This window comes from Streptomyces sp. BBFR51 (assembly GCF_044591655.1).
In the GTDB taxonomy this organism is placed as follows: Bacteria; Actinomycetota; Actinomycetes; order Streptomycetales; family Streptomycetaceae; genus Streptomyces.
Genome location: NZ_CP172448.1, coordinates 1,581,629 through 1,598,833 on the forward strand (window position 1 = coordinate 1,581,629; position 17,205 = coordinate 1,598,833).

The 17,205-nt window shown below is 72.2% G+C and carries 16 protein-coding genes; 5 read left to right on the plus strand and 11 right to left on the minus strand.

The window, feature by feature from the left end:
- Window positions 1-33: 33 nt before the first annotated feature.
- The 3 genes from ACGH7X_RS07080 to ACGH7X_RS07090 form a co-directional block, all read right to left on the minus strand.
- On the minus strand, window positions 34-933 hold the full coding sequence (locus tag ACGH7X_RS07080) for a polyprenol monophosphomannose synthase (RefSeq protein WP_399882702.1): 900 nt from the start codon (window positions 931-933) through the stop codon (window positions 34-36).
- 525 nt (window positions 934-1,458) lie between these two features.
- The gene (locus tag ACGH7X_RS07085; protein ID WP_399882704.1) at window positions 1,459-3,063 is read right to left on the minus strand and encodes an amidohydrolase; all 1,605 of its coding nucleotides are present in this window, start codon (window positions 3,061-3,063) and stop codon (window positions 1,459-1,461) included.
- A gap of 152 nt (window positions 3,064-3,215) precedes the next feature.
- Window positions 3,216-3,656: an Lrp/AsnC family transcriptional regulator gene (locus ACGH7X_RS07090; RefSeq protein ID WP_030867874.1), complete on the minus strand. Its 441-nt coding sequence runs from the start codon at window positions 3,654-3,656 to the stop codon at window positions 3,216-3,218.
- A gap of 267 nt (window positions 3,657-3,923) precedes the next feature.
- On the opposite strand from ACGH7X_RS07090, the gene ACGH7X_RS07095 reads away from it, so the two are divergent.
- Window positions 3,924-4,361: a hypothetical protein gene (locus ACGH7X_RS07095; protein WP_399882707.1), complete on the plus strand. Its 438-nt coding sequence runs from the start codon at window positions 3,924-3,926 to the stop codon at window positions 4,359-4,361.
- 260 nt (window positions 4,362-4,621) lie between these two features.
- Window positions 4,622-4,921, plus strand: coding sequence for a hypothetical protein (locus ACGH7X_RS07100; protein ID WP_399882709.1), 300 nt, complete (start codon window positions 4,622-4,624; stop codon window positions 4,919-4,921).
- Here ACGH7X_RS07100 and ACGH7X_RS07105 read toward each other — a convergent pair.
- A complete protein-coding gene (locus tag ACGH7X_RS07105; protein WP_399882711.1) occupies window positions 4,884-6,059 on the minus strand; it encodes an acyl-CoA dehydrogenase family protein in 1,176 nt (391 codons plus the stop codon). The genes ACGH7X_RS07100 and ACGH7X_RS07105 overlap by 38 nt on opposite strands.
- A gap of 356 nt (window positions 6,060-6,415) precedes the next feature.
- On the opposite strand from ACGH7X_RS07105, the gene ACGH7X_RS07110 reads away from it, so the two are divergent.
- Entirely contained in the window at window positions 6,416-7,675 is a 1,260-nt protein-coding gene (locus ACGH7X_RS07110) for a glycoside hydrolase family 18 protein (protein ID WP_399882713.1), read from the plus strand.
- A 70-nt stretch (window positions 7,676-7,745) separates the two neighbouring features.
- Here ACGH7X_RS07110 and ACGH7X_RS07115 read toward each other — a convergent pair whose 3' ends face one another.
- From ACGH7X_RS07115 to ACGH7X_RS07125, 3 genes are all read right to left on the minus strand, one after another.
- A complete protein-coding gene (locus tag ACGH7X_RS07115) occupies window positions 7,746-8,408 on the minus strand; it encodes a TetR/AcrR family transcriptional regulator (protein WP_399882715.1) in 663 nt (220 codons plus the stop codon).
- 82 nt (window positions 8,409-8,490) lie between these two features.
- Window positions 8,491-8,637 carry an SCO1431 family membrane protein gene (locus tag ACGH7X_RS07120; protein WP_399882717.1) on the minus strand — a complete coding sequence of 49 codons (147 nt, stop codon included), beginning with the start codon at window positions 8,635-8,637 and terminating at the stop codon, window positions 8,491-8,493.
- 111 nt (window positions 8,638-8,748) lie between these two features.
- Complete coding sequence (locus tag ACGH7X_RS07125) at window positions 8,749-10,134, minus strand: peptidase C39 family protein (RefSeq protein WP_399882719.1); 1,386 nt, start codon at window positions 10,132-10,134, stop codon at window positions 8,749-8,751.
- A gap of 278 nt (window positions 10,135-10,412) precedes the next feature.
- On the opposite strand from ACGH7X_RS07125, the gene ACGH7X_RS07130 reads away from it, so the two are divergent.
- A complete protein-coding gene (locus ACGH7X_RS07130; protein WP_399882720.1) occupies window positions 10,413-10,982 on the plus strand; it encodes a uridine kinase in 570 nt (189 codons plus the stop codon).
- Between the two features lie 430 nt (window positions 10,983-11,412).
- On the plus strand, window positions 11,413-13,269 hold the full coding sequence (locus tag ACGH7X_RS07135) for an AAA family ATPase (RefSeq protein WP_399882722.1): 1,857 nt from the start codon (window positions 11,413-11,415) through the stop codon (window positions 13,267-13,269).
- A gap of 8 nt (window positions 13,270-13,277) precedes the next feature.
- Here ACGH7X_RS07135 and ACGH7X_RS07140 read toward each other — a convergent pair whose 3' ends face one another.
- The 4 genes from ACGH7X_RS07140 to hisG all read right to left on the minus strand — a co-directional run bounded on the left by ACGH7X_RS07140 (window position 13,278) and on the right by hisG (window position 17,192).
- Window positions 13,278-14,315 carry a hemolysin family protein gene (locus ACGH7X_RS07140; protein WP_399882724.1) on the minus strand — a complete coding sequence of 346 codons (1,038 nt, stop codon included), beginning with the start codon at window positions 14,313-14,315 and terminating at the stop codon, window positions 13,278-13,280.
- On the minus strand, window positions 14,312-15,643 hold the full coding sequence (locus ACGH7X_RS07145) for a hemolysin family protein (RefSeq protein ID WP_399882726.1): 1,332 nt from the start codon (window positions 15,641-15,643) through the stop codon (window positions 14,312-14,314). Before ACGH7X_RS07145 ends, ACGH7X_RS07140 begins: the two co-directional genes overlap by 4 nt.
- A gap of 204 nt (window positions 15,644-15,847) precedes the next feature.
- Window positions 15,848-16,315, minus strand: a complete 468-nt coding sequence (locus ACGH7X_RS07150; protein ID WP_399882728.1) for a PH domain-containing protein — start codon at window positions 16,313-16,315, stop codon at window positions 15,848-15,850.
- 19 nt (window positions 16,316-16,334) lie between these two features.
- On the minus strand, window positions 16,335-17,192 hold the full coding sequence (gene hisG / locus ACGH7X_RS07155; protein ID WP_399882730.1) for an ATP phosphoribosyltransferase: 858 nt from the start codon (window positions 17,190-17,192) through the stop codon (window positions 16,335-16,337).
- Window positions 17,193-17,205 lie beyond the last annotated feature (13 nt).

Here is a 17,205-nt window from a genome sequence, read left to right on the forward strand (position 1 = left end):
CTGGCCCCGGCTCAGTGCGGCATAAGAGGAGGGTCAGGCGTTCCCGTCAGGCGCCTTCGTCGACTTGTCGCCCACTGTCGCCGACTCCTCGGCGGGCTCCGCCGACTCGACCGGCTCGACCGGCTCGACCGACGTCCGGGCTGCCTGCCTGTCGCGGCCCAGCACCTTGCCGACCCTCTCCCCCACACCCCACGTGGTGACCCGCCAGAGGGCCTCGACGAGGATGTCGCGGCTCATCTTGGAGTCGCCCAGTTCGCGCTCGACGAACGTGATCGGCACCTCGACGACGTGGTACCCGGCCTTGATCGCCCGACGGGCGAGGTCGACCTGGAAGCAGTAGCCCTGCGAGGAGACCTCCTCCAGGCCGAGTCCCTCCAGGGTCTCGCGGCGGAAGGCGCGGTAGCCGCCGGTGATGTCGCGCAGCGGCAGATCGAGCGCGATCCGCGAGTACATGCTGCCGCCGCGCGAGATGAACTCGCGGGACTTGGGCCAGTTCACCACCCGGCCGCCGGGCACCCAGCGGGAGCCGAGCACCAGGTCGGCGCCCTTCAGAGCGGTCAGCAGCCGGGGCAGCTCCTCGGGCTGGTGGGAGCCGTCGGCGTCCATCTCGATCAGCACGCCGTAGCCGTGCTCCAGGCCCCAGCGGAAGCCCGCGAGGTAGGCGGCGCCCAGCCCTTCCTTGCCCTTGCGGTGCAGGACCTGGACGTGGTCGTCCCCGACCGCCAGCTCGTCGGCGAGCTTGCCGGTGCCGTCGGGGCTGTTGTCGTCGGCCACGAGAACGTGTGCCTCGGGGACCGCCTCGCGCACGCGCGCGACGATCGCCTTGATGTTCTCCGCCTCGTTGTAGGTCGGGATGATCACCAAGGCCGTGCCCAGGGGGCCGAACCGCCTCCCCCGCCCCGCAGCCGCGGGCGTCCCGTCGCCGTCGTTCACCACTGCCCCTTCGTGTCCGTACGCAGAGGACCACCATAATCGCCTGGGCCTGCGCCGACGTGACAGGACGTGCCTACGGGGGTGTCGTTTCCCCAAGAGCGGGGTAGGGATGGCCGATTCAGGCCGTTTGTGCGACGGATGGGGGCCCGGCGCCCTTCGGGCCGACCTGGGACCCGCCGGCTGCGGGTCGACCTAAGCCGTTGTCTACTGAGCGCCCGGGCCCCACCCGGGTCACACCTCCCGACCGGCCGGAACGTTCCCTCGCCCCGGTGCGAGCGCTGAGCCTGGCTCCCAGTGGCGGTGCCCCGGTGCGGCACACCGTCCCTGACTCAGCGGCACCGCGACGCGTACGTGGAAGATTCCCCGGTCGGGCGTCCGGTGGTGGACTCCGCCGAACCTACCGGCCCCCCGCCGTCGCCTGTCAACAGTCGTTCGACCTGCGCCTTTGGTGTCAACGCGCAGGTCAGCGCGGAGGAGACGCAGGTCATAGCCGGGCGAAGATCATCGCCCCGTCGGCCGTGGAGATCACTCGCCCGGCCGTACGAAGACCGTCCGGCCGCCCACCACGGTACGCAGACAGACCGGCAGGTCCCGGCCCGGGGTGAGGTCCGGCAGGCCGGGGGTGCCGGAACGCGGGTCGGTCGACCAGCGGGCCACCCGGTCGTCGGGGGTCTGGACCACGAGTTCGCCGGTGCGCCACACGGCGTAGTCCGCGGGCACGCCCGGCACGAGGACGCCCGCGTCGTCGCGGCCGATCGCCCGCCAGCCGCCGCGCGTGTGCGCCGTGAACGCCGCGCGGACGGAGACGCGGTGCTCCGGTGTGCGGTGGAAGGCGGCGGCCCGGACGGTGCCCCACGGGTCGAGGGGCGTGACCGGACTGTCGGAGCCGAAGGCGAGCGGCACACCGGCGCGCAGCAGGGCCGCGTAGGGGTTGAGGGTGCGGGCGCGCTCGGCGCCCAGGCGCTGGGCGTACATGCCGTCCTCGCCGCCCCAGAGCGCGTCGAAGGCGGGCTGCACGGAGGCGGTCAGGCCCAGCTCGGCGAAGGCGGCGACGTTCTGCGGGGTGAGCATCTCGGCGTGCTCGACCCGGTGGCGGGCGGCGCGGACGCGGGCGAGGCCGATCTTCTCGGCGGCGGCCCGGACGCCCTCCACGACGGCACTCACGGCGGCGTCGCCGATGGCGTGGAAGCCCGCCTGCAGGCCTGCCTCGGTGCAGGCGACGACGTGCGCGGCGACGGCGGCGGAGTCCAGGTGGGCGGTGCCGGTGTGATCCGCGTCGGCGTAGGGCTGGTGCAGGCAGGCCGTGTGCGAGCCGAGGGAGCCGTCGACGAAGAGGTCGCCCGCGGCACCCACCGCGCCCAGTTCCCGCGCCTTGTCGACGTCCTGTTCGGCCCAGTAGCCGATCACCCGCGGCCCGGTCTCCTCGGCCGAGATGCGCAGCAGGCCGGTGAGGTCGTCCTCGGAGGAGATCTCCGGGCCTGCGCATTCGTGAACGGTTCCGATGCCGAGGGAGGCGGCGTGCGCGAGGGCGGCGCGCTGTGCTCCGGCGCGCTGTGCGGGGGTGACGGCCCCGAGGGCCGCGGCGCGTACGGCGTGGTGGGCGTCGCCGGTGAGCGGGCCCTGCGCGCGGGTGGGAGCACCGGGCGCCAGGTCGAGCAGGGCGGTGGTGACGACGGCCGAGTGGACGTCGATACGGCTGAGATAGAGGGGGCGTCCGCCGGTCGCCTCGTCCAGCTCGGCGCGCGTCGGGGGCAGTCCGTCGGGCCAGCGGGCGGCGTCCCAGCCGTGGCCGAGGAGCACGCGGTCGTCCGGACGGGCCGCGGCGAAGTCCCGCACGAGGGCGAGGGCCGATGCCCGGTCGGGGGCGCCCGACAGGTCGAGTCCGGTGAGGGCGAGGCCCGTGGCGGTCGTGTGCACATGTGCGTCGGTGAACGCCGGGGTGACGAGCGCGCCGTCGAGGTCGATCACCTCGTCCACGCCGTCCGTGAAGGCGTCCGCGGCGCCCTCCGAGCCGACCCAGGCGACCTGGCCGCGTTCGACGACCATGGCCGTCGCGAAGGGGTCGGCGGGACTGTGGACCTCGCCGCGGCGCAGCAGGACGGTCGTGGACGGGGTGGTGGGCTCGCTCATGGACACCAGTCTCGCCCCTCGCGGGCGCGGCCCGGCAGTCGGGGCGCCCGCGCGGCACCGGGCGGCGCGCCGGGCCGGAGGCGAAGCGGCCGGGGGCGTCATCCGGGGGCCGCCCGTCCCCGGCACGCCCGCGGATCTGACCGGGCGCCCTGTCAGATCCGCGGCGGGCGGGCCTCGTACGGGGTCGACAGGACCACCGTGGTGCGGGTCGAGACACCGGCCAGGGAGCGCACCCGCGCGAGCAGCTCCTCCAGCTCGTGCGGGGTGGAGACCCGGACCTTGAGGATGTAGTTCTCGTCGCCGGCGACGCTGTGGCAGGCCTCGATCTCGGGGACGCCGGCCAGGCGGTCCGCGATGTCGTCGGGGGCGCTGGGGTCGAAGGGTTTCACCGAGATGAAGGCGGTCATCGGCAGTCCGACGGCCTCCGGGTCGACGACCGCGGCGTAACCGCGGATGACGCCACGCTGTTCCAGCCGGCGCACCCGCTGGTGCACGGCCGACGTGGACAGGCCCGTGGCCTTGCCCAGGTCTGTGTAGCTCATCCGCCCGTCCTTGACGAGCAGCTGCACGATCTGTCGGTCCAGCTCCTCCATGGCGCAAGAACCTACAGGGCGCTTGATCTCCTCGGATACCTGAGCAGTCCGGGTCATGCCCCGTTCGTGATGTGACGGGGCGTCGGGCGAGGGCAGAGCGGGGACAAACCCGCCGCACGGGGCATCTGCGAACGGCATGTGACGAAGACCACACCTCTCGGACGGTCTCCGTGATGGTCTCGTGATTACCCCGGAGGGGGGACGGGAAGTGCTTGCTGTGGTCGAGGCCGCAGTGCCGTCACGGCCCAGCCCGAGGGGGAGAATCCCATGCAGAGTCTTAAGCGCCCTGGTCGTACCGCGCCCAAGCGGCAGCAGCCGGTCGTCGAGCCCGTATCGGAGGGCGTCGAATCCGACGCCTACGACGACGAGGAACTCGACACCTACGACACCTTCGAGATGTACCGGGTGATCTGCCCGGACTGCGCGCAGCCCATCGCCCTGCTGGCGGACGAGGAGGCGCTGCCGGAGCACGCACTGTGCGCCTCGCCGTGGAACCCGTTCGGGCTCACGGTGTGTGCCGGCACCGGCCGCAGGGCCACGGAGGCGCGTCCCGCGGACGCGTCGGGCGGGCCCCACGAGCAGGACACCGCCCTGCTGTTGACGCTCCCCCGGGGCCTCGACTGGCGGACCCAGCCCTTCTCCCACGTCGGCGGACCGGGCTCGCGCCCGATGCGGGTGCCGACGATGCGGCACGAGGCCGCCTGAGACGTCCGGGCGCCCCCCTTCGGGGGACGTCGCCCGCCACCCGTCACACCACCCGCGCCACGGCTCGCAGGACGCCGTGGCGCGGTTCGGTGCGTCCTGGGCCGAGCCGGGCCACGCGGGCCCGGAGCAGGCCGGGCAGGGCCGTGCAGACGGCACGTCAGGCCTCGTCCGGCAACGCGGACTTGGCGGCGGACGCCCACGAACTCAAGCGCGATTACCTCCGCCGGTGACCTGTCCCCACATCGCCGCGTTGCCCGGGTATGACCCCCACGTACTCGGCGACCGGGAGTCGGCGCCGCGTGTTCGTCCCGGTGCCCGCGGGACCGGTCCCCCCGGCCCCGCAGATCCCGGACCCGCCGATCTACCGTGAGCTGATGCGGACCTGGGCCGACGGCGGCCGAACCCTGCCGGGGCGACACGACCCGGAGTGGGTCAGGCTCGCGCAACCCCCGCGCGGGCTCGGTGACTTCTTCGCCACCGGTGACTTCTTCGCCACCGGCGACTTCCGCGTCACCCCCGACTTCACCGTCCCTCGGGACCCGCGAGGTGACGGGCGATGACCATCCGCTGGATCTGGTTGGTGCCCTCGACGATCTGCAGCACCTTGGCCTCGCGCATGTACCGCTCGGCCGGGAAGTCCGCGGTGTAGCCGTAGCCGCCGAGGACCTGTACGGCGTCGGTGGTGACCCGCATCGCCGTGTCGGTGCAGTGCAGCTTGGCCATGGCGGCCTGCTTGGCGAACGGCAGGCCGGCGTCGCGCAGCCGCGCCGCCGTCAGGTACAGCGCACGGCCTGCCTCGATCTGCGTCGCCATGTCGGCGAGCATGAAGCGCAGCCCCTGGAAGTCGGCGATCGGCTTGCCGAACTGCCGGCGCTCGACCGCGTAGGACACCGCCTCGTCCAGCGCCGCCTGGGCCACGCCGATGGCGCAGGCGGCGATGCCGAGCCGCCCGGACTCGAGCGCGGACAGGGCGATCGTGAAGCCCTGTCCCTCGTCGCCGAGGCGGCGCGCGTCGGGCACCCGTACGCCGTCGAGGTGGACCTGCGCGGTGGGTGAGCCCTTGAGGCCCATCTTCTTCTCCGGCACCGCCGCGGTCAGCCCCTCGGCGTCGCCGGGCACCAGGAAGGCGGTGATGCCGCGCGGCCCGTCCTCCCCCGTGCGCGCCATGACCGTGTAGAAGTCGGCGATGCCGCCGTGCGTGATCCAGGCCTTCGTGCCGGTGATCACCCAGTCTCCGCCGCTCTCGCGCACGGCCTTGGTGCGCAGCGAGGCGGCGTCCGAACCGGCGGCGGGTTCGGAGAGGGAGTAGGCGCCGAGCAGGCCGCCGCCGAGCATCGCGGGCAGGTACTCGGCCTGCTGCTCCTTGGTGCCGTAGGCGGCCGTCGCGTAGGAGGCGAGCGTGTGCACGCTGACGCCGAGCCCGACGGTGAGCCGGGCCGCGGCCAGCTCCTCGATGACCTGGAGGTAGACCTCGTAGGGCTGCTCCCCGCCGCCGAACTGGGCGTCGTAGGGCAGGCCGAGCAGGCCGGAGTCGGAGAGCAGGGTGAAGACCTCGCGCGGGAAGCGTCCGGCGTCCTCCTCCTCGGCCGCGTTCGGGGCGATCTCTCGCTGCGCGATGTCGCGGACGAGCGAGATCAGATCCCGTGCCTCGTCCGTGGGCAGTTGCCGGTCCACCGGCTGCGGGGCGCGGTCGGGCATGGCGACGCTCTCCTCCCTGTCGGGCACATCGGCGGACGTGCGCCTTGGGTGGAGGCGGATCCGCCGGGTCGTTCGGGCCTGGCCGATGCTTGCACTCCCGGGTCGCGGAAGCTGCTGACCAGCGGCTGTGCGCTGTGAGTATGCCCGATCGGAGGCATGGAGTCACCAGTTAACGACCGCTTACTTCAAGAAATGCCCCGGCCGGCCCCGAAGGGCCGAACTCCGGCTCCCGGACCCGAAAATGGTCCGAACCATTGACCGCACTGGTCTAGTCCTCCTACGGTGACGGACCGAACGCCTTCCGCGTTCATGCCAATCGGCGCGCGTTCCCTCTTCCCCCCACGAGGAGACACCCGATGCACGTCCCGCACCTCCCCCGCGTCCGCCCCGTCCGGGCGCTGGTATCCGCCTTGTGTTCCGTCGCCCTCGGCGCCGGTCTGCTGGCCGCCTCCGGCACGGCCACGGCCTCTCCGGAACCGGTCTCACCGCAGGCCCCCGCCGAGCAGGCCGCGGCCGGTTCCAAGGTCGTCGGCTACTTCACCGAATGGGGCGTCTACGACCGCAACTACCACGTCAAGAACATCGAGTCGTCCGGTTCCGCGGCCGAACTGACCCACATCAACTACGCGTTCGGCAACGTCACCGGTGGAAAGTGCGCGATGGGCGACGCCTACGCGGCGACCGACCGGGCGTACACCGCGGCCGAGTCCGTCGACGGCACCGCCGACACCTGGGACCAGCCACTGCGCGGCAACTTCAACCAGCTGCTCAAGCTGAAGAAGAAGCACCCCGACCTCAAGATCCTGTGGTCCTTCGGCGGCTGGACCTGGTCCGGTGGGTTCTCCGAGGCCGCCAAGGACCCGGCCGCCTTCGCCCAGTCCTGCTACGACCTGGTCGAGAACTCCAAGTGGGCCGATGTCTTCGACGGCATCGACATCGACTGGGAGTACCCGAACGCCTGCGGCCTCAGCTGCGACGAGAGCGGCCGGGACGCGTTCCCGAAGCTGATGAGCGCGCTGCGCGCCAAGTTCGGCCAGGACTACCTGGTGACCGCGGCGATCACGGCCGACGCGACGTCCGGCGGCAAGATCGACGCGGCCGACTACGCGGGGGCGGCACAGTACGTCGACTGGTACAACCCGATGACGTACGACTTCTTCGGTGCCTGGGACGCCACCGGCCCGACCGCGCCGCACTCGCCGCTGACCTCGTACTCCGGAATTCCGAAGGAGGACTTCCACACCTCGGCGACGATCGCGAAGCTCAAGGAACTCGGCGTTCCGGCCTCGAAGCTGCTGCTCGGCATCGGCTTCTACGGCCGCGGCTGGACCGGCGTCACCCAGTCGGAGCCGGGCGGCACCGCGACCGGACCGGCGAAGGGCACGTACGAGAACGGCATCGAGGACTACAAGGTGCTGAAGACCAGCTGCCCGGCGACCGGCACGGTGGGCGGCACCGCCTACGCCAAGTGCGGCAGCGACTGGTGGAGTTACGACACCCCGGGGACCATCGCGACCAAGATGGCCTACAAGAACGAGCAGGGTCTGGGCGGCACGTTCTTCTGGGAGCTGAGTGGCGACACCGCGAACGGTGAGTTGATCAAGGCGATCGACTGACCCTGGGTACGGGGGGCGAAGGGGCGGAGGCCGGCTCGGACTTCCGCCCCTTCGTCAGGCGTCGGCCTCGTCAGGCGTCGTCCCGGCGGGCGGGGGCCGGGGCCGGGTAGGCGGGGTCCAACTCCTCGATGGCGCGCAGGGTGCCGCCGAGCGACCTCACCAGCAGCTCGCGCATGGTCTCCCGGGGCAGTTCGGGCCGGCCGATCCAGTCCAGGGTGGCGCCCTCGACACTGCACACCCAGGCGAGCAGACCCATCCGGGCCAGCGATCCGATGTCGGAGCGGCCGTACGCCCCCTCGGCGATGGTGGCGACGATGGCCTCACGCACCCCGTCCCGGATGGCGTGCACCTCGGCGTCGAAGCCGACTCCGCCGCTGACGATGGTGCGGTACGCGGCCTGGTTGTGCTCGGCGTAGCGCAGATAGCCGTCGATGGTGCGGTGGACGCGGTCCACCTGCGGCAGTTCGGTGCCGCGCGCGGCGGTGGTGACGAGGTCGGCGACGGAGTCCTGGATGATGGCCAGGTAGTAGCCCCGCTTGGACTGGAAGTAGTAGTAGATCAGCCCCTTGGCGACATGCGCCTGGCGGGCGATGTCGTCCATCGAGAGCGCGTCGTACGACGTGTCGGCGAACAACCTCCGCCCGATGGCGATGAGTTCGGCGCGGCGTGCCAGCGAGCGCTCGGTGCCGCGCGCCCGGGGACGGGCGTCGGCACTTTGTTGACTGATATTCAATTTCGACCCTGGTCTCCTACGGGCGGGGGGACATCCGCAGTATGGCAGGTCGGGTCGTGGGGCAGGTCACACGCTGGTCACGTCACAGGAGGCCCAGCTGAACCACGAGCATCGCGATCACCACGACGAGGGTCCAGCCCATGACGTGCTCGAGGATCTTCGGACCGTCGTCCTTGGGACCGCCGGTACGGGCACGGACGGCGGTGGCGGTTGCGGTGTGTGCGGTCATGGCATCTCGCTGATCTCGGGCTTCGGCTTCGGTGGACCCCCCGGGTAACGCTGTCCACCTTGCCACCGTGAGCGGCTTTTGCGGCCGAGAGCTTGGTCACAGCGGGGCCGGTCAGCGCACGCCCACCGCCGCGAGCGCCTTGCGTTGCCGCGGGCTCGGGTGGGCCGGGAAGTACAGGTAGCAGACCCCACCGGTGCCGGAGACGACCTTGCCACTGGCGTTGTACCGCTTCGTCCTGAGCCAGATGTTCTCCCACTCGCGCCGCTTGTAGACGCGGCGCACCGCCTCGTTGTCGTCCGAGGCCGGGTCGTTGGCGATCACGTCGCCGTCGGCGGTGAAGCCGATCACGGTCATCAGGTGGCCCGAGGTGCCGTACCCCGCGCCGGTCAGTTCCTCCTCCAGGAAGGACTGGGACGTTATGGCCGGGACACCGGCCGCGATCAGCGTCTCCAGGTCGGTGAGGGAGCCGAGGCGGGTGACCACTCCCTGGAGGCCCTCGAAGGTGGCGGCGTAGGCGGCGTTGAAGGGCCAGTTGCCGCAGCCCTCGTACTGGTTGTCGTACGTGTACCGGGCGGCGTGGCAGACCTGCGGGTCGGCGTAGGAGGGGTCGACCCAGGCGAGCTGGTCCTCGGTGAGGCGGCCGCCCCAGTATTCGATGATCATCTGCGAGGAGGTGGGGCTGCACCAGGCCTCGCCGCCGTTGTCGTACTCGGGGTACTGGCCCTTGTGGATCTCCTGCGAGTGGCGCGGGACGCGCAGTTCCCGGGCGAGGCCGGGAGTGGAGGCCGGCACGGTGAAGCGGTCGGGGACGTCGGAACCCATCGCGCCGAGCCGCCACACGGTGGGCGTGCTCCTGGTGCCGGGGCGGCGGTGGAGGGTGAGCCGGAGCCGGTAGGAGGCCAGGCGCAGGCCGGTGGAGGCGTCGTCGATCGAGAACGTGTCCGTCCAGATGCTGCTCTTGCCGTCGCTCTGGTCGTCGACCGAGGTCCGCCGGATGTCCCGGTCGCCGTCCCCGGCCGTCCAGCGGCCCATCACGTACCAGGGGGTGTCCGTGCCGTCGGAATAGGTACCCTTGAGCTCGACCTGGATCCAGGTGCCGCTCGGGGTGTGCGCGTTCCAGGAGGCGATGACCTCCGTCGAGGGCAGGGCGAGGCGGTGGACGGGCGAGGTCCAGGTCGCGTACTCCCAGGTGGCGGTGGTGCCGGTGTGCGGGTCGGTGTAGTCGGTGGTGCCGGCCGGCGCGCCGATCACGACGCCGGGCCGGGCGCCCGCGACGGGGCGGGCCCCTCGCACGGTCCCGCGGCGCCAGTCGCCGAACGTGGTCCAGGCGCGGTAGTCGGCCTGCCGGGCGGGCGCGCGGCCCCGGTCCGCGGTGCCACCGCCGGCGCCGGGTCCGGGCGCGGCACCGGCGGTGGCCGGGATCGCGCCGGCCACGGCGGCCGCGGCGACGGCCGCGGCCAGGACGGCTCTGCGGGACGGCTGTTCGACTCTGCTCATGGGCGGGAGACCCCCAGGTGTCCGGGTCGGGCGGGTCGGGCGGTTCCGTTGCACGGCCGTGGGCCAACTATGGCCGCAGGCGCCCGCTCCTGCCAGCACTTCCACGCACGCCACGCCATGAATATTGGTGTCGACCAGTGGCGGGCCACAGGCGGCGGCGCGGAGGCCCGCGGCGGTTAGAGTGCGAGCGAACCGTGTCCGCCCCTTCCCGCCGTACAGGATCCGCCATCCTCGACCTCGCAGCCCTGCTCCGCCGGCTTCCCCCCTCCTGCGGGCCCGTGCGTCTGATCGGCGTCGACGGGTACGCCGGGTCCGGGAAATCCACGTTCGCCGGGCGACTGGCGGCCGAGCTGGGCGGTGTGCCGGTGCTGCACCTGGACGACATCGCCAGTCACGACGAGCTGTTCGACTGGACCGGGCGACTACTCGACCAGGTGATCGAGCCCCTGGGGCGCGGTGCCACCGCGCACTACGCCCCCTACGACTGGCGCACCCGGCGCTTCGGGGCGCCGCACCCGCTGCCGCCCGCTGCGGTGATCCTCGTCGAGGGCGTCGGCGCGGGCCGCCGGGCACTGCGCCCGTACCTGGCCGGACTGCTGTGGATGGAGCTGCCCCGGGAGACGGCCTGGGCGCGGGGCCGGGCGCGCGACGGAGCGGAACAGCGGACGTTCTGGGACGGGTGGATCCCGGCCGAGCGCCGGCACTTCGCCGACGACCCCTCGCGCCCCTTCGCGCATCTTCTGGTGCGGCAGCGCGAGCAGGGGTACGAGGTACTGCCGGGGCCCGCGGGAACCACCTCCGGGGCCCACTTCCTCACGCAGGGTGACGGACCTTCCGCAATGTGCTGAACTCGTGAAGATCGCGCCCCGGCAACCGGGCGACGCACCCCAACTCTGCTTGACCCAGGGGCCGTACAGGTCTTACGTTCTGAATGTGCGGCAGTTCGAAGCCGCCGACAGACGCGAAGCCCCCGGTTGTTCCCCCGTGATCGGGGGCTTCGTTCTGCCCTGAGCCCGTTTTGCGGCTGCCCCGTGCGGCCGCTCGCTCACCCTCGGTCACCGCCCCACCGTGCGCCCCGGCCGCTCCCACCTCGTGGAACGGCCCCTCCCCGCACCCTTCGGAGGAAAGACCGCCGCGGGTACGATGCCATCGGTGCGACCTACGGGCGGTTGCCGCGCGCACCTGCAACTCCGGTCCGCGGCAGTGCCGTTGACCGAGGCGGTCGGCGGGCGACGGCTCGGCGGCATACCGACGGGGGCACGGTAGGTGGGGGACGCGATGGACTTCGGCACGCAGGGCCCGCAGGCCCCGGCCGAACTCGCCTGGCTGCGCGGCGTGGACGCCTACACCATGGGGGCCTACCCGCAGGCGGAGGAGGAGTTCCGGGCCGCGGTACGCATCGATCCCACGATGGCCGACGGCTGGCTGGGGCTGCACGCGCTGCGGGTGGACACCACGGACGCGCTGCTCAGGATGTTCCGCAACCGGGACCGCTTCGGCGAGCAGCGTGCCCGCCACCGCCGGACGCTCAACTCCTGGTACTGGCTGGGCTGGTGGGTGCAGCCCGTGCTGGAGAACCCCCGCGATCTGCTGCTGGCGCACGCCTCGCACTGGCTGGACGGCCGGCACGTCCCGGAGCTGGACCGGGCCCTGGCCGGTCTGCCGCCCGTCGACTCCGACTCCCAGGTCCGCTTCCTGCACGCCTGCCGCGCCTACCTCGTCAAGGACTGGGAACAGCTCGTCCGGCACACCGACCCCCTCCTCGGCGACCCCCTGCTGGGCATCGAGGCCGGCCTGTTCAGCGGCATGGCCCGGGTCCGCCTGGAGATGTACGGCCAGGCCGAGCCGCTGCTGTCGGCGGCGCTCATGCGGTGCCGCAGCGAGCAGCCGCAGCGCAAGGAGCTGCGCTACTGGCTGGCGCGGGCCCACGAGGGCACCGGCCGCAGCGCCGCCGCGCTCCCCCTGTACCGGGCCGTGCACCGCGTCGACCCCGCCTTCATGGACACCTCGGCCCGGCTGGCGGCCATCGCCGAGGGCGACGGCTACGACGACTCCACCGACCTCGCGGGGCTCGCACAGGCCGGGGCGGGAGCGGACGGCCTGGACGGACTCGACCCCCTCTTCGGTACCGAGGAGCGCGATCTCAAGCTCTCCGCGCCCGGCTCCCCGCTCTCCGTCCCGCTGCCCCCGCTCGACGGGCCGCCGGTGCGTGAGAAGACGGGCGGTCCCGACCCCTCCCTGCCCACCGGGCCCACCGATCCCGCGTTACTGGAGGAGGCCCTCTCCGAGCTGGAGCGGATGGTGGGTCTCGAGCCGGTGAAGCGACAGGTCAAGGCCCTGTCCGCGCAGCTGAACATGGCGCGGCTGCGCGCCGGTCAGGGGCTGCCCGTCCAGCCGCCCAAACGTCACTTCGTCTTCTCCGGCCCCTCCGGCACGGGCAAGACCACCGTGGCCCGCATCCTGGGCCGCGTCTTCTACGCCCTCGGCCTCCTCGGCGGCGACCACCTCGTGGAGGCGCAGCGGGCCGATCTGGTCGGCGAGTACCTGGGCCAGACCGCCGTGAAGGCGAACGAACTGATCGACTCCGCGCTGGGCGGCGTCCTCTTCGTCGACGAGGCGTACTCCCTGTCCAACTCCGGCTACGGCAAGGGCGACGCGTACGGCGACGAGGCGCTCCAGGTGCTGCTGAAGCGGGCCGAGGACAACCGGGACCACCTGGTGGTGATCCTGGCCGGCTATCCGGAGGGCATGGACCGGCTGCTGACCGCCAACCCGGGGCTGTCCTCCCGCTTCACCACACGCGTCGACTTCCCGTCGTACCGGCCGCTGGAGCTGACCTCGATCGGTGAGGTGCTCGCGGCCGAGAACGGTGACGTGTGGGACGAGGAGGCCCTGGACGAGCTGCGGTCGATCGCCGGGCACGTGGTGGACCAGGGGTGGATCAACGAGCTGGGCAACGGGCGGTTCCTGCGGACCCTGTACGAGAAGAGCTGCGCGTACCGGGATCTGCGGTTGTCGGTGTACCCCGGGGAGCTGACGCGGGACGACCTGGCGACGCTGCGGTTGCCGGATCTGATGCAGGCGTACGGGGAGGTGCTCTCGGGGCGGGGGCCGCAGGATCCGCCGGGGTTGTGAGCCCGCGGTTACGTCGCCAGCGTGACCTCCCGGTGGGCCGGGTCTCTCACCTCGCCGACCAGTAGTTCCAGTACGTCCTCCAGGGCGACCAGGCCGAGCACCTTCCCTGACGCGTCCGTCACCTGGGCCAGGTGGGTCGCCGCCCGTCGCATCACCGTGAGGGCGTCGTCGAGCGGGAGTTCGGGGCGCACCGTCGGCATGTGCCGCCACAGGTGCTGCGGGACGGCGCGGTCGGACTCCTCCAGGTCGAGGACGTCCTTGACGTGCAGGTATCCCATGAAGGCGCCCTGCTCCGCCGCGATCGGGAAGCGTGAGTACCCGGTCCGGGCGGTGAGCGCGACGATCTCGCCGGGCGTGACCGAGGGGCTGACCGTCACCAGGGACTCGCGCCCGAGGAGGACGTCCGTCACCGGGCGGGAGCCCAGTTCCAGGGCGTCCTCGAGGCGTTCCTGCTCCTCGGGGTCGAGCAGGCCGGCCTGGCCGGCGTCCTCCACCAGCCGGTTGAGCTGCTCGCTGGTGAAGACGGCCTCGACCTCGTCCTTGGGCTCGACGTGGAACAGTCGCAGGATGCCCTGCGCGCAGGCGCCGAGCGCGACGGTGATCGGCCTGCACAGGCGGGCGAAGGCGACCAGTCCGGGGCTCAGCCACAGCGCGGCCTTCTCGGGGGCGGCCATCGCGAGGTTCTTCGGGACCATCTCGCCGATGACGAGGTGGCAGAAGACCACGGCGGCCAGCGCGATGACGTAGCCGAGCGGGTGGATCATGCCGTGCGGCAGGTGGATCCACTCGAAGACCGGCTCAAGGAGATGGGCGACGGTCGGCTCGGCGACCGCGCCGAGGGTCAGCGAGCAGACGGTGATGCCGAACTGGGCGGCGGCCATCATCTGCGGCAGCCGTTCCAGCCCGTACAGCACCTGTCGGGCGCGGGCGGTGCCGAGCGGCTCGATCTGGCTGCGGCGCACGGAGACGAGCGCGAACTCGGCGCCGACGAAGAAGCCGTTGGCGAGCACGAGCAGTGCGGCGAAGAGCAGTTGCAGGACGCTCATCGGGCGGCCTCCAGCACGGAGACGGGCGCCGTGCGCACCAGCCGTATCCGCTCGGCGCGGTAGTGGCCGACCTGCCGGACCGAGAGCCGCCAGCCGGGCAGCTCCGCGCGGTCGCCGACGGCCGGGATGCGGCCGAGCAGGTCGGCGACGAGCCCGGCCACGGTCTCGTACGGCCCCTCGGGCGCCTGAAGGCCGATGCGCCGCAGCGCGTCGACCCGGCAGCTGCCCTCGACGTCCCAGGCGGGGCGGCCCTCCTCGGGCGGGGCGGGGGCGAGTTCGGGCACGTCGAGACCGTCGTGTTCGTCGCGGACCTCGCCGACGATCTCCTCGACGATGTCCTCCAGGGTGACGACGCCGGCCGTGCCGCCGTACTCGTCGACCACGACGGCGATGGGCTGCTCGCTGCGCAGGCGGGTGAGCAGCGGCCGTACGGGCAGCGTCTCGGGGACGAGCAGCGCCGGGCGGGCGATGCGGCCGGCCGGGGTGCGCAACCGGTCGTGCACGGGGACCGCGAGGGCGTCCTTGAGGTGGACCATGCCGACGATCTCGTCGATCTTCTCCCGGTAGACGGGGAAGCGGGACAGGCCGGTGGCGCGGGTCAGGTTGACGACGTCCTCGGCGGTGGCCGAGGAGTGCAGGGCGCTGACCTTCACGCGCGGGGTCATGACGTGCTGGGCGGTCAGTTCGCCCAGTGACAGGGTCCGTACGAAGAGATCGGCGGTGTCCTGTTCCAGGGCGCCGGCCCGGGCGGAGTGCCGGGCCAGGGAGACCAGCTCGCCGGGGGTGCGGGCGGAGGCCAGTTCTTCGGCGGGTTCGATGCCGAGCGCACGGACGAGGCGGTTGGCCACGGTGTTGAGCGCGGCGATCACCGGGTGGAAGAGCCGGGCGAAGGCGTGCTGCGGGCCGGCGACGAAGCGTGCGACCTGGAGCGGCTTGGACACCGCCCAGTTCTTCGGCACCAGCTCGCCGATCACCATCTGCACGGCGGAGGCCAGCAGCATGCCGACGACGACGGACACACCGGACACGGCGCCGTCGGGGACGCCGGCCGCCGTGAACGGGCCGTCCAGGAGCCGGGCGAGCGCCGGTTCGGCGAGCATGCCGACGACGAGGGAGGTGATGGTGATGCCGAGCTGGGTGCCGGAGAGCTGGAAGGACAGCTCCTTGAGGGACTCGACGACCCGCTGGGCGCGCCGGTCGCCGGTGGCGGCGGCCCGCTCGGCGTCGGGTCGTTCGACGGTCACCAGGCCGAACTCGGCCGCGACGAAGAAGCCGTTGGCAAGGATCAGCAGGAACGCGGCTGCCAGGAGCAGCAGGGGGGTGGTCATGATGCCGCCGCCTGTGGGGTGTCACAGCAGGGGGCGGCGCAGATACTGCAGGACGATCCGTCCATCGCCGGAGGGAGTCACTCCTCGGGTAGCAGGAACCCCCGCGCACCGGGCGGAGCGACAGGGGCGAGGACGCGACAGCCGCGTCCTCGTTCCCAGATTAATCACGAAAAGGGTGCCCGCGGCAGGGGCGGCGGCCAGGCGTCAGTCACGAGGAGCCTCGGGGAGGGCGTGGGAACGCGCCTCCACGAGGTCTCGAAGGGCGCGCGCGTCGGCGAGGGCGCGCTGCTTGGCGATGCCCGGCTGGATGCCGAGCGCGGGCAGGCTGGTGCCGTCGCTGAGGTCGAGGAACACCCAGGGGTCGCCCTGGCGGAGGTTGACCCGGAGGATCTCGGGCCAGGCGAGGCGCCGCTTGGTGGTCAGGTTGATCACGGTGACGCCCGTCTCGTCGGCGACGAGACGGGGCCGTGCCATGAGAAGCAGTACGCCCGCCAGGAGGAGGGCCGTCAGTACGAAGCTGAGGCGCTCCCCGGGGCCGAGGCCGCCCAGCAGCATCCCGACCGCCGTGATCGTCGCGAAGGCGACGACCGCGAGGACGGTCAGGACGGCACGGGTGCGGCCCGGACGGAAGACGACGGGCAGGGCGGGCGGATCCGGTGGGGTGTCGGGCATGGCGTCGCTCCGGGCGTGCTCAGAGGCGGCAGGCGTGGATGGCCGTGGTCAGGATGGCCCGGGCGCCGATCTCGTAGAGGTCGTCCATGATCCGCTGGGCCTCCTTGGCCGGGACCATCGCGCGGACGGCGACCCAGCCCTCGTTGTGCAGCGGGGAGACGGTCGGGGATTCCAGGCCGGGGGTGAGGGCGACGGCCTTCTCCAGCTGCTCGACCCGGCAGTCGTAGTCCATCATCACGTACGTCCGGGCGACCAGGACGCCCTGGAGGCGGCGCAGGAACTGCTGGACCTTGGGCTCGGTGGTCTCGTCGGGCTCGGCGCCCGAGCGGCGGATCACGATCGCCTCGGACTTCATGATGGGCTCGCCGAAGACCTCCAGGCCCGCGTTGCGCAGCGAGGTGCCGGTCTCGACGACGTCCGCGATGACCTCGGCGACGCCGAGTTCGATGGCGGTCTCGACGGCGCCGTCGAGGTGGACGACGGAGGCGTCGACGCCCCGCTCGGCCAGGTGCGCCGCGACGATGCCCTCGTAGGAGGTGGCGACGGTGCGGCCCTTGAGGTCGTCGATGCCGCTCGCGGTGTCCGGCTTGCCGGCGAAGCGGAAGGTGGAGCGGGCGAAGCCGAGCGGGAGGATCTCCTCGGCGTCGGCGCCGGAGTCGATCAGCAGATCGCGGCCGGTGATGCCGATGTCGAGCTTGCCGGAGGAGACGTAGATCGCGATGTCGCGGGGGCGGAGGTAGAAGAACTCGACCTCGTTGGTCGGGTCGACGATCCGCAGTTCCTTGGCCTCGCGGCGCTGCTGGTAGCCGGCCTCATGCAGCATCTCCCCCGCGGGGCCTGACAGGGAACCCTTGTTGGGGACGGCGATGCGCAGCATGAGGTCGGCTTCC

Excerpts from the sequence above, each read along its gene's own strand:
- ACGH7X_RS07110 (WP_399882713.1), top strand. The coding sequence starts at position 6,416 with ATGCACGTCCCGCACCTCCCCCGCGTCCGCCCCGTCCGGGCGCTGGTA.
- ACGH7X_RS07145 (WP_399882726.1), bottom strand. The coding sequence starts at position 15,643 with ATGACCACCCCCCTGCTGCTCCTGGCAGCCGCGTTCCTGCTGATCCTT.
- hisG (WP_399882730.1), bottom strand. The coding sequence starts at position 17,192 with ATGCTGCGCATCGCCGTCCCCAACAAGGGTTCCCTGTCAGGCCCCGCG.
- ACGH7X_RS07120 (WP_399882717.1), bottom strand. The coding sequence starts at position 8,637 with ATGACCGCACACACCGCAACCGCCACCGCCGTCCGTGCCCGTACCGGC.
- ACGH7X_RS07085 (WP_399882704.1), bottom strand. The coding sequence starts at position 3,063 with ATGAGCGAGCCCACCACCCCGTCCACGACCGTCCTGCTGCGCCGCGGC.
- ACGH7X_RS07140 (WP_399882724.1), bottom strand. The coding sequence starts at position 14,315 with ATGAGCGTCCTGCAACTGCTCTTCGCCGCACTGCTCGTGCTCGCCAAC.
- ACGH7X_RS07150 (WP_399882728.1), bottom strand. The coding sequence starts at position 16,315 with ATGCCCGACACCCCACCGGATCCGCCCGCCCTGCCCGTCGTCTTCCGT.
- ACGH7X_RS07095 (WP_399882707.1), top strand. The coding sequence starts at position 3,924 with ATGCAGAGTCTTAAGCGCCCTGGTCGTACCGCGCCCAAGCGGCAGCAG.
- ACGH7X_RS07125 (WP_399882719.1), bottom strand. The coding sequence starts at position 10,134 with ATGAGCAGAGTCGAACAGCCGTCCCGCAGAGCCGTCCTGGCCGCGGCC.
- ACGH7X_RS07135 (WP_399882722.1), top strand. The coding sequence starts at position 11,413 with ATGGACTTCGGCACGCAGGGCCCGCAGGCCCCGGCCGAACTCGCCTGG.
- ACGH7X_RS07090 (WP_030867874.1), bottom strand. The coding sequence starts at position 3,656 with ATGGAGGAGCTGGACCGACAGATCGTGCAGCTGCTCGTCAAGGACGGG.
- ACGH7X_RS07100 (WP_399882709.1), top strand. The coding sequence starts at position 4,622 with ATGACCCCCACGTACTCGGCGACCGGGAGTCGGCGCCGCGTGTTCGTC.
- ACGH7X_RS07105 (WP_399882711.1), bottom strand. The coding sequence starts at position 6,059 with ATGCCCGACCGCGCCCCGCAGCCGGTGGACCGGCAACTGCCCACGGAC.